Annotated in this window: 8 protein-coding genes and 1 rRNA gene; 5 read left to right on the top strand and 4 right to left on the bottom strand. The window is 33.9% G+C overall.

What is annotated here, in order from left to right:
• Both C4F50_RS13300 and C4F50_RS13295 read right to left on the bottom strand, forming a co-directional pair.
• Nucleotides 1–119: ribosomal RNA gene (locus tag C4F50_RS13300) — 16S ribosomal RNA — on the bottom strand; the annotation flags it as partial.
• A gap of 890 nt (nt 120–1009) precedes the next feature.
• Nucleotides 1010–2026, bottom strand: a complete 1017-nt coding sequence (locus tag C4F50_RS13295) for an LLM class flavin-dependent oxidoreductase (protein WP_194139130.1) — start codon at nt 2024–2026, stop codon at nt 1010–1012.
• Between the two features lie 173 nt (nt 2027–2199).
• Between C4F50_RS13295 and C4F50_RS13290 the strand changes: the two genes are divergently transcribed.
• The 4 genes from C4F50_RS13290 to C4F50_RS13275 all read left to right on the top strand — a co-directional run bounded on the left by C4F50_RS13290 (nt 2200) and on the right by C4F50_RS13275 (nt 7468).
• Nucleotides 2200–2715 carry a DUF2975 domain-containing protein gene (locus C4F50_RS13290; protein WP_194139129.1) on the top strand — a complete coding sequence of 172 codons (516 nt, stop codon included), beginning with the start codon at nt 2200–2202 and terminating at the stop codon, nt 2713–2715.
• Between the two features lie 2 nt (nt 2716–2717).
• Complete coding sequence (locus C4F50_RS13285; RefSeq protein ID WP_008466864.1) at nt 2718–2924, top strand: helix-turn-helix domain-containing protein; 207 nt, start codon at nt 2718–2720, stop codon at nt 2922–2924.
• A 115-nt stretch (nt 2925–3039) separates the two neighbouring features.
• The gene (locus C4F50_RS13280; protein ID WP_194139128.1) at nt 3040–3924 is read left to right on the top strand and encodes an ABC transporter ATP-binding protein; all 885 of its coding nucleotides are present in this window, start codon (nt 3040–3042) and stop codon (nt 3922–3924) included.
• Nucleotides 3925–3928: 4 nt separating this feature from the next.
• Nucleotides 3929–7468, top strand: coding sequence for an ABC transporter permease/M1 family aminopeptidase (locus C4F50_RS13275; RefSeq protein WP_194139127.1), 3540 nt, complete (start codon nt 3929–3931; stop codon nt 7466–7468).
• Between the two features lie 253 nt (nt 7469–7721).
• Here C4F50_RS13275 and C4F50_RS13270 read toward each other — a convergent pair whose 3' ends face one another.
• Nucleotides 7722–8924 (bottom strand): polysaccharide deacetylase family protein, encoded by a 1203-nt coding sequence (locus tag C4F50_RS13270; protein WP_194139126.1) that lies wholly within the window; start codon nt 8922–8924, stop codon nt 7722–7724.
• A gap of 223 nt (nt 8925–9147) precedes the next feature.
• Between C4F50_RS13270 and C4F50_RS13265 the strand changes: the two genes are divergently transcribed.
• A complete protein-coding gene (locus C4F50_RS13265) occupies nt 9148–9930 on the top strand; it encodes an alpha/beta hydrolase (RefSeq protein WP_194139125.1) in 783 nt (260 codons plus the stop codon).
• On the opposite strand, the gene C4F50_RS13260 is transcribed toward C4F50_RS13265, so the two are convergent.
• Nucleotides 9927–11909 carry a sigma 54-interacting response regulator gene (locus C4F50_RS13260; RefSeq protein ID WP_228012015.1) on the bottom strand — a complete coding sequence of 661 codons (1983 nt, stop codon included), beginning with the start codon at nt 11907–11909 and terminating at the stop codon, nt 9927–9929. The two genes, C4F50_RS13265 and C4F50_RS13260, sit on opposite strands and share 4 nt — an antisense overlap.
• Nucleotides 11910–11950: the final 41 nt, after the last annotated feature.

Here is an 11950-nt window from a genome sequence, read left to right as displayed (position 1 = left end):
GCATACGCGTTACGCACCCGTGCGCCGGTCTCTATATCCGAAGACATATACCCCTCGACTTGCATGTGTTAAGCCTGCCGCTAGCGTTCATCCTGAGCCAGGATCAAACTCTTCATCGTATATTTTTTATATTATTAAACGATAAATACTATCAGTCTCTCTCGAATCTTACGACTCTATTACTCTTATTTCTTTTGTCCCGATGTAATCGGGACGGCTGTCAATTCAATATGTCTACGAACGTGTATTTCTTTTTGTCTCGCTTGTTTCTCAAAGCGGGTGCAAAACTAGAAATTCTTTTTGTTTCCTGCAAGAAAAATTTAAAAAAATTTTGGAACTTTTTTATCGTCTCTTTTTCTTAATTTCTCTATCAGTATCTCAAGGAACTTTCCGTGTTTTGCGGGGTGCAAATGTAAAAAGCATTTTTAAATCTCACAAGCTTTTTTGAATCTTTTTTTTCGCTTTTCTCAAAGCTTCGATTCGTTTTCTTGTCAGTATTTCAGTGAACGTCTTTCGTTGTTGCGGGTGCAAAAGTAGCACCTTTATTTACATTAACAAGCTTTTATTTTACATTTTTCCCATCTTTTTTAACCGTTTTTCTTAACTCTTTGATAACAGCAGCTTTACAAATCAAAGTCTTTTCAAATTACGTAAGGTTTTTCTTCTTTTAAGCGTGTTTTTGGCATTTTCAAAGGGTTTTCAACAACCCCTTTTGTGGAATTTTCAGATTTAAGCAGTCCTTTCAGCTGATTTTACAACATAATCATCTTTTCATTATGTCTGCCCAGCCCTGATTGAAGCGGCATCCTTTTGTTTTTTTCTTTAAAAAACAAAAGATACAGCGGAAAGCAGGTAACAGCTCCAAATTCCTGAAATACCGAATTAAAAACAGAAAGGATTATTCAGAGAAATGATTTTACACTTATATATAGAACAGCAAAAAGAAACCCGACAGGTTTAGAAAACTGTCGGGTTGTGGGAATGAAATCTACTCTTATATATAGTATACTTATATATGTATACTTTCGTTTAGACTATCGATTGCTTCTTTGGTGATTTGAATGCTTTTTAGCTTTGCCTCATGATGGAAGATTGGACTTGTTACCATTAGTTCGTCTATTCTGGCGTAGTCAATAAACTTTTTCAAATCGGTTACTAATTGTTCTTTGTTTCCTGTGAATGTTCCGGCTGTCATTTGATTGACATGAAAACGTTCTGCTTCATTCATAATATCATCTAATGAAGGAACTGGAGGCTGTAAACCTTTACGGTCGTTTCTAATTAAGTTCAAAAACATTTGGTACAAACTTGTAGACAATAGTTCTGCTTCTTCGTTTGTGTCTGCCGCAATGATATTAACACAAGCCATTGTCTTTGGCTGGTCTAAATATTCTGAAGCTTGAAAGTTTTCGCGATAAAATTCAAATGCCTGGATCATCAGCTTGGGTGCAAAGTGTCCAGCAAAAGCATAAGGCAATCCATACGCCGCAGCCAAAGCTGCGCTGTCCATACTTGAACCTAGAATCCAAATTGGGACTTTTAATCCTTCAGCTGGGAATGCACGCACTTTTCCTGTTTCGTTTTCGGAAGAGAAATACTCTTGAAGTTTGCTTACATTTTGCGGAAAACGCTGTGCCTGCTCAAAAAAATCTTTTCTGATTGCTTCGGCAGTTGGCTGATCTGTTCCAGGTGCTCTTCCTAAACCTAAATCGATTCGGTTTGGGTAAAGCGTTTCCAGAGTTCCAAATTGTTCGGCAACTACTAAAGGAGAATGATTCGGCAGCATGATACCGCCAGAACCTACACGAATATTTTTGGTCTGACTTGCTACGTAACCAATTAAAACAACCGTTGCTGTACTTGCAACGTGTGCCATGTTATGATGTTCTGCCAGCCAAAATCGCTTGTATCCTAAATTATCTGCTAATTGCGCTATGTCTTTTGTTTTTTGAAATGTTTCTGCGGCGTTGCTATCCTGAGTGATGATAGCGAGGTCTAATAATGAGACTGAAATTGGGTTTTTCATATAAAAAAATGCTAGTATGCAAAATTAACTCATTTATACGGATGCCTTTTGTTTTCGAATGTTAATAGATTTATAATATTTCTAAAGCTTTCCAAAAGTGTAATTTTAATAATTAATTATTGTTTTACGATAATTAATTATACATTTGCAATATAAATCTAACTTTTCAATATATGAAGACCACTCATATTGTATCTAGGATATTATTTTACTTTACCCGATTTTTGGCTGTTGTTTATTTCTTTTTGGCCGCATATTCTGTTTTTAATTTAGTAACGGGATTGTTTTTGACTTTTAAGGATAACGGAAAGTATTTTCAGGTTTGCTATCCTTTTACTAGCCATCCATTAATGCTGGGAGATTATAACCTGCCCTATATTCTTTTTGATTTTTTGGCACCTTTGAGTTTGTATGGACTTTTCTTTTTATTGAGCAGTAATGTTTTTAAAGTATTTTTTCAGCCTAAATTATTTACCGCAAACGGAATTTCTCATTTAAGGCGCTTCTACTTATCTAATTTATTGATTCCGGGAATTGTAATATTTGCAGCTTTCTTTTTTGTGCCTTTAGACAATGAAGTTTCACTTTTTATAGTATTGCACGGAATGCTGGGTGTTTTTGCTTACTTTTTAGCCGCCATTTTTAAACAAGGTTTAAACCTTCAGAACGAACAAGACTTATTTATATAACTATGCCAATAATTGTAAATGTTGATGTAATGCTTGCTAAACGCAAGATGCAGAGTAAAGAGTTGGCAGAAAAATTAGATATTACGCCTGCCAATTTATCGATTCTAAAAACTGGAAAAGCAAAAGGGATTCGGTTTGATACTCTCGAAGCTATCTGTAAAATTTTGGATTGTCAGCCTGGCGATATCTTAGAATACGTATCGGAATAGCTTTCTTTTAAATCTTAATTTCTAAACATAATAATCGGTTTTTGAAGCCGACAGGTATTCTATTGCCTAATTTTTTCAAATCATAATTCATTCAATCATCTAAATCAATCAAAAAATGAACAGTTTATCAATCAAAAATCTCAGCAAAACGTATGAGAACGGCACGAAAGCGATTGACCAATTATCGCTTGAAATTACAAACGGAATGTTTGGTTTATTAGGACCAAACGGCGCCGGAAAATCCAGTTTAATGCGAACTATCGCCGCTTTGCAGGAACCTACTTCTGGAATTATTGAATTTAACGGAATTAATATTCTGGAAAATCCCATGTTTATCAGACAAAACCTAGGTTATCTTCCGCAGGAATTTGGTGTTTATCCTAAAATTTCTGCTTATCGTCTGCTCGATCACTTGGCAGTTCTAAAAGGAATCGTCAACAAAAAGGAACGACAAGATCAAATTTTATATTTATTACAGCAGACTAATTTATTACAGCATAAAGATAAAGCGGTTCATTCTTTCTCCGGCGGTATGCGTCAAAGGTTTGGAATTGCACAGGCTTTACTTGGAAATCCGAAGATTATTATTGTGGATGAACCAACGGCTGGCCTTGATCCAGAGGAAAGAAACCGATTTAATAATTTACTGAGCGAAATTGGCGAAAGCATTATCGTTGTTTTATCAACTCATATTGTAGAAGACGTTCGAGATTTGTGTCCTAAAATGGCGATTATCTCCAACGGAAAATTGATTTTGGAAGGAAAACCTAATGACGCAATTGATTCTTTGAAAGATAAAATCTGGATAAAAGCGATTCAAAAAACAGAATTGAAAAATTATCAATTGAATTTCAATATCATTTCTTCGCATTTAAATTCAGGGAAAATCAATATTCATGTTTTCTCCGATGCACGACCAAGTTCTGGGTTCGAATTGATTTCTCCAGATTTAAGCGATGTTTATTTTAGTGTTTTAAGTCAAAATCAACTTCAAAATTAAGGTTATGTTTTCTAAATTAATTCAATTTGAATGGCATAACAACAGTAGAAGCTGGACTTTTTATGCCACGTTTATTATTTATTTGGTTTTAGGATTTTTTGTCAGCGCGTTTGCGAACTTCTCTTTTTCGGGTGCTTACAAAAATAGTCCGTATGTTTTAACTTATGCAATTGGCCTGATTTCGTTGATGACGATTTTTTCGATTACACTTCAAGCGGCACAGAGTTTTTTAAAAGAATATGAAACGAAATTCGATTCGATTATTTTCTCCTCTCCTATTTCTAAGTTTTATTATTTGGCGCCTAAATTTATTATCGCGTTTGCAATCGCCATAATTTCTTTAGGGATGTTTATTACAGGAATGATAATTGGACATCAAATGTCATGGCTTTCTAAAAGCGAGATTGGCCCTTTTGAAATAATAAATTATCTCTGGCCGTATTTTGTAATTGTGATTCCGAATATTTTTTTGTGCCTTTCTATCTTGACTGCTCTGGCCTGGCTTACGCGAAGCAAACTCTTAATTTATGTCGGCGGATTATTAATTTACATCTTATATATAGCAGGTTCGATTTTTTCGAATTCGCCCCTATTTGCAAATGCTTCTCCGTCTTCGGCGAAAGCCATGTCTTTAGCAGCCAAAATAGATCCGTTTGGTTTGGCAGCTTTCTTGGAACAAACGAGATATTGGACCTCGATTGAAAAAAATACCGAACTGATTTCGCTTTCTGGCAACTTTTTATTCAATCGAATACTGTGGATTTCTGTTTCCCTCCTTTTACTTTTTGTTTCGTATCGATTGTTTTCATTCCGAAAAACGAAAACTAAAAAAATAAAAACGTCAAAAACTATTTCAAAAGAAGTAAAAATCCTTTCTTCGGAAATTCCAGAAAACATTGAGTTCAAAACTTTCAGGCATAATTTTGCGGTTTTTAAAAGCAATATAAAACTAGATATTTATTTAATTCTGAAAGGAATTCCGTTTTTGTTGATCATTTTTTTATTCTCTGCATTATTAATGATTGAGATTTCAGATGAAATTGACGGTGGCATCCGCTTGGCTGAAAAAATCACCGATACTGCTTTGATGATTACCACCATTATGGATCGTCTGCCTTTTATTCTGATCTTGATTCTGCTTTTTTACAGCAGTGAATTATTAAACCGAAGTGAAAATTCGAGATTTGAAATGCTAGAAAATACGGCGCCTTATTCTCCATTTGTTGTTTTGCTGGCAAAATTGACGGCTCTTTTTATTATTCCGATAATCATAATTGCGATAAGTATTTTCATTGGATGCGGATTTCAAATTATGAATGCGAATGCTCCCATCGAAATTAGTCTTTACTTTTCGTTGTTTTATTTCATTGGCTTTCCGTTGCTTTTAATTTCAATTTTGATCATTGCCATTCAGACTTTCATCAAAAATAAGTACATCGGACTTGCGATTTCGGTTTTTGTCTGCATTTTGTTTTGTACCGGAATTGGAGAGAAGTTAGGAATTTCACATCCTTTATTTCGTTTTGGAAATGCTTTTAAAACAGAATATTTTGATTTGAATGGTTTCGGAAAATACACTTTTCCGTTTCATGCTTCGATGTTGTACAATTTTGGATTGGCTTTAATCCTTTTAACCCTGACTGGAATTTTATGGAAACGAAATGCTTCAATCGTAAAAACCTTTCGCAGAAATTCATTTAATGGTATTCAAAAAGCAATTTTAGGATTCGGAATTATTCTTTTTGTCGGTTTTGGAAGTTATCTTTTTTATAAAACCAATATTGAATATCCATATTTGACCGAAGACGATCAGAATAATTGGAGCGAGAAATATGAAAATCAATTTAAAAAATATACAAATCTACCTCAGCCCAAAATTGTTTCTGTAAAAAGCAAAGTCGATTTATTTCCTGAAGAAAACCGTTATGAAGTAAAAGGCATTTATGAATTAGTCAATAATTCTGAAAAACCAATTGATAGTTTACTCCTATATATAGATCGAAATTCAAAACTGACTTCCGTTGAGATTCCAAATTCTAAAAAATTAGATGATGTTGCTGCTTTTCATCATTACTGGTATCGATTACAAAAACCTTTACTGCCCAAGCAAAAAATGAAAATGAATTTTTCTTTTGAATCTTACTGGTCACCTTTTAAAGGACATACGGCTTTTAATTCTATAATCGAAAATGGTTCTTTTATGCGAATGAGCCGTTATTTTCCGCTTTTTGGTTATCAGGAATCGAATGAAATCAGCAGTAAAAAAGAGCGTGCAAAAAGACATTTGAAACCGCAGACGCCTCTTAAAAAACTGGAAGACAAATCGGAAATTAACTATGATTTTGTTGATTATGATGCTGTGGTTTCGACTTCTAAAAATCAAACGGCGATTGGTGTTGGAGATTTTATTGGGAGTTGGAAAAAAGACAACCGCAATTATTTTCATTATAAATCGAACGGCAAGATTCCGTTTCGATTTGCTTTTTCTTCTGCGGAATATCAAATCAAAAAGACGAATTATAAAGGAATTTCTATTGAAGTTTTTTTTGATAAAAGACATTCCAGAAACATCAAAAAACTAATTCAGGATGTAAAAAACACTTTAGATTATTGCCAAAACAATTTTGATAAATATACTTATAAAACAATTCGTTATGCCGAAGTTTCTGCTTTCGCGGATGGATTTGCGGCGACTTCGTATCCATCGACTGTTTTTATGAAAGAGAATTTTGGTTTTTACAGCAACCTCAACAACAAGGATAAAGAAGATGTTATCAATCAATTAACGGCGCATGAATTGTCGCACGAATGGTGGGGAAATGCACAGATAAGTCCGGAACAGAAAGAAGGAAGCTGGATTTTGACCGAAACTTTGGCGCAATACACAGAATTGATGCTTTATGAAAAGGAACATGGTTTGGAAAAAGCGCTTGAAACTTTAAAAATCCATCTTGATTTGTACTTGAGCAACCGAAGTTACGATCCTGAAACGCCTTTATACAAAACCAATTACGACACCCCGCATTTACCTTATGATAAAGGAATGCTGGTGATGCATCAACTTCGGATTTTAATTGGTGAAGAAAAAGTCAATCTGGCTTTGAAAAATTTTCTGAATCATTATAAATATCCAAATCCGTTTCCTGATTCTGAGGATTTATTAAAAGAGATTTATGCCGTAACGGATAAAAAACTATATCCAAAATTAGATGAAATGTTTAAGCAGATTATTACCTATTCTTCAAAAATAGAATCGGTTTCAAGTAGTAAAAAGAATGGCTTTTATGAGGTTTATTTTAAAGCGTTTTCTAAGAAATTCAGAGAAAATGCAACTGGAGAACGAAAATCAATTCCAAACGACAGTACAATAGATGTTGTGATTTATGATGAAAACGGAAAGTTATCGCGTTTTACATTTACAATAAAAAACAATACAATTGAAGGCAAAATCAAACTCAAAACAAAACCTCAACGTATTGTTATTGATCCGTATTTAATGAATATCGATACTTTTATAAAAGATAACGAAAAGGAAGTTGATTAGTTTTTTTTGCCACGAATTTCACGAATTTCAACGAATTTTTAATTTTAGTTTTCGCAAATGCTCAAAATATAGCTCGCGGTTTCAACCACGGAAAACGTTACGAATCGGGTGTAATTACATATTGTGTGCCCGTGGTTGAAACCACGGGCTATGTTTAAAATAAAAACCAGTAAAAAAAAATAGGAATTAGAGAAACTCGTGAATTCGTGGCAAAAAAAATCTTTCTAATCCTTTAATCTGTGGCAAAAAACTTTTATTTCAATTGAATTAAAATCTGTTTGTGAGTTGTTTTTCCGTCGTCTTTAATTTTTAAATCTTTACTTGATTCGATTTCAAATTTTGAAGAAGTATCGATTGCTAATGAAATATCTCGATGTCTAAATGTTTCTGGAATTTCTGGCAATTCAATCGTAACTTCTATTTCTTTATTTTTTTGTTTGTAATCGACTTTTATTCTGTCTCTTAACCAAATGTATTCGTAAACTTCCTGCCATGGCGCCATCCAGATGGAATCGTTTCCTTTTGCTCCGTATTTATTGGCAAGGGTTGTCATATAATATTTAAAATCTGGAAAACGCATGCTTAAATTCCATAGATTTCCATTTCCTGTTCCGTGTGTGAATTCATTAAACCAAACGGGATCTGACTTTTTAACAATTGAATCCACTGTTTTTAAGTAACGCTCCATCGTTTTAAAATTAGTCGTGTCCGTTGAACTTTGTACAAAAGTTCGAGCAGAAATCATTTTATCTAAATCTAATTTAGAATTTACTTTAAAAACGGGACCGGCACCAAAATAAGACGCTGTCGAAAAATAGCCGTTATTAAGCGCCTCTTTTTCATATTCTAAATAATATTTCTCATCACTTTCTCCACCGGGAACAACAAAATGTGCCATCGTAAAACCGAGATGCTGTTGGATCGATTTGGTGTTTTCTGTAACTTCTGTCAAATAATTTGTGCCGTGTTTTGTTGCGTGATGGAAACCGTGATTGAGAATATCCCACCCAGCATTGTATATTTCTTTAATTTCAGGCCAGGAAATATGGCCGCGGTTTGCCGGTAAATCCCGAATTGAACCACCGTTAACCGCCAAAGCCAATTTAAATGGGATTTTATTTCCGAATCCGTCTGAATAAAAAAGACCTTTTGAAGTTGTTCCGTCTCCACCCTGATCGATTTTCCATTCGTTTTTATCCGAATTGCTGATTTTTCCTCCATTCAATAATGGAAATGCATTTAAATAAGCTGACCTGTAGCCGTCGTCAAGTGTAAAACTATAGGCAAAATGTTTGTTGTATTTTAATCGTGAAGCGGTCACTTTTATTTTTTCAGCCGATTTTAATTTGATTTTGAATGTAATCGTCTTGGGCAGCTTTTTTAAAGAATCGCTTTCCGCGAAAGCGAAAGAACTAATTCCAAAAGTCAGAAATAAAAGGAGTAAGGCTGTTTTCATTGAGGTGATTCATTTTATCAAATATAGAAATACATTCCCTTACAATTATCAATCTAAAAAATGATATTTCAAGAATTAGAATTTGGTTTTAACGATATATAATAATTTGTGTAAAACAAAAAACGGAATAACGCTTTAAAATCAATGCTTTTAAAAAAGGCATGTCGTTTGTCTTTGAGATAATACTATGAAATAATTTTAGAAATCTGCAAATCCAAATTATATGTATTTATCTAATAATAAAACAATCGTATTTATTACAGGAGCTTTTATAAGTCATTTGTGCTGGGAAAAGTGGATTGTTTTTTTTGAATCTCACGGGTACAAAACTACTGCACCGCCTTGGCCTTACAAGAATGAATCTCCGCCTGTGTTGAGAAAAAAGGATACTGCTAAAATTATTTCAAATCGGTTAGGTGATTTATTGGATTATTATACCGAAACAATTGAGACACTTTCTGAAAAACCAATTTTGATCGGTCATGGATACGGCGGACTTGTGACACAGCTTTTGGTGCAAAAAGATCTAGCGCTCTGTGCTGTCTGCATACACTCATTTTCACCTCAAAATATATGGACGGGAAAGTTTTCTTTTTACAATCGAATTAGGAATTCGTTAGGATTATTTACTTCAAGTCAAAAAAGTTATTTGATTACTTTTAAAGAATGGCAGGAACTGTTTGTGAACTGTCTGCTAATTGAAGAACAAAAAAATGCTTATGCTGCATATGTGATACCAGAGTCTAAATTAATAATACGGGATTTGTATTCGGCGAAAGCTAAAATCAATTTTAGAAAACCTCATGTGCCGCTGCTTTTTCTGGCGGGTTCTGATGATAAATTGATCCCTCAAAAACTTATTTATACAAATTTTAAAAAATACAGAAATCTGCATTCTATAACTTGTTATAAAGAATGCAAGAACACCAATCATTTGGTTTTAATACAATCGAACTGGAAAGAAACTGCCGATTGTATTGTTGACTGGCTGTATAAAATTGTTTAATTGATTTCTCGTTTTATTTCGAGTTTTTTGATTTTTGAATTTAATGTTGAGGGATGAATGTCTAAAATTTCTGCTGCACCGCCGGCACCAGATATTTTTCCGTTGCATTTTTTTAGAATATATAAAATATAATCCCGTTCATTTTCTAGAATTGTTTTAATTGAAAATGATTCTGCGGTTTGTTCTGGATGTATTTTGGATGACATAGACAATTCGATGTCCTTAATTACATTTCCATCTGTCAGCAAAAGGGTACGTTGTATTACATGTTCTAGTTCTCTAATATTTCCAGGCCAATTGTAATTTAAGATCGTCTGGAGTGCATTTTCTGAAAGTGCTGGTACTTTTCTATTCATTTTACCGCTGTACAGATTGATAAAATGCTCGGCTAGAATAGAAATGTCGTCTTTTCTTTTTCGCAAAGGCGGTACCATGATCGGAAAAACATGAAGGCGGTAATACAAATCCATTCGGAATCTTCCGGCTGCCACTTCTTCTTCTAAATTTTTATTGGTTGCTGCAATAATTCTAACATCCACTTTTATAGGAGATTTTCCGCCGATTCTCTCAATTTCTCTTTCTTGCAGAACGCGCAGGAGTTTTACTTGAAGCTCTAAGGGCATCTCCCCTATTTCGTCCAGAAAAATTGTTCCGCCATCTGCCAATTCAAATTTTCCTATTCTTTTATCTAAAGCTCCTGTAAAAGCTCCTTTTTCATGGCCGAACAATAACGATTCTGCCAGATTTTCGGGTATTGCGCCGCAATTAATAATAACCAAAGGCTGGTCTTTTCTTGGCGACAAAGCGTGAATATTTTGAGCAATTTTTTCTTTTCCTGTACCGCTTTCGCCCAAAACCAAAACGGAAGTGTCAGACGGAGCTACCTTTCTAATGTAATTAAAAACAGTCATCATGTGTGTGCTGTTTCCAATAATTCCTTCACAGTTCAAAACTGTTTTTTCTGATTTTGTGTTCTTCTGGCTGCTGATTTGAGAATTATTCTCTGTTGTTTTTATAATCTCTCCAGAATATAATTTTGTAATAAATTGAATTAAGCTGTTCTCTAAACCTGAGAGTAATTTTAAATTTTCATCGCTGTACATGTTAAAATTACGGCTGTAAAAAGTAAAATAAAATCTCTGAAGTGAGGAAACAGTAACCGGAAAAACCAAATACGATTTGATTCCGAAATTATGAGCAATAATACTTTTTATGGGTGCGGCCTGAAAGCTGTTAATCAAATTTTCTTCACTATATATAATAGGTGCAGTATCAGTTTTAGATTTTTGATAGGTTTCATTTAATTCCACGATCGAAATGTCTGCGATCTTAGAAAGCCGAGCGGCATTTATAATTTGATAATCGTCTTGATTTTTTCGCATGATTCCGAGATTATCATAATAGGTCGAATTGGCAAAACCAACTTCTAAATAATCAAACGGGATGAAAGTCTGGATTTTTTTTCCTAATAATAAAAGTGCTTCTTCCCATTTTAGTTTAGAATCAATTATTTCGATAATTTCATGCTGCATTAACAGCTGCTGTTTTAACTGCGATTCTAAGCTGTACTGTTTTCTGTAAAATGCAATTTCGAGCGTTGTCAAAACATCTTGATCTCTAAAAGGTTTTACAATAAAGCCATAAGGTTCTGTTGTTTTGGCCTGATCTAAGATTTTTTTGCTCGAATTGGCCGATACAAAAATAAAGGCAATATGTTTTTCTTTTAAAATATGAGCCAGATCTATTCCGTTTCCAGTGCCTCGAAGCATGATATCCAGAAAAACCAAATCTGGCTTTTCAAATTCAATCTGTTCTAGGGCTTGATCCACAGAACGGACAATTCCAGTGACTTCATAATTTGCCTTTTCTAAAATTAATTGCAAATCATGTGCTTCTATAAATTGATCTTCAACAATTAAAATTCGCTTTTTTGGGGTCATTTCAAGTGAATTATCAGTATAGCCGGAAGCCGTTTTCATAATTGTAGCATTTTTAGTATTATATCTTTATAAAATATTGA

The sequence above is a fragment of the Flavobacterium hungaricum genome (assembly GCF_015182285.1).
GTDB classification, from domain to species: Bacteria; Bacteroidota; Bacteroidia; order Flavobacteriales; family Flavobacteriaceae; genus Flavobacterium; species Flavobacterium hungaricum.
This window is presented reverse-complemented; position numbering and strand designations above follow the sequence as displayed.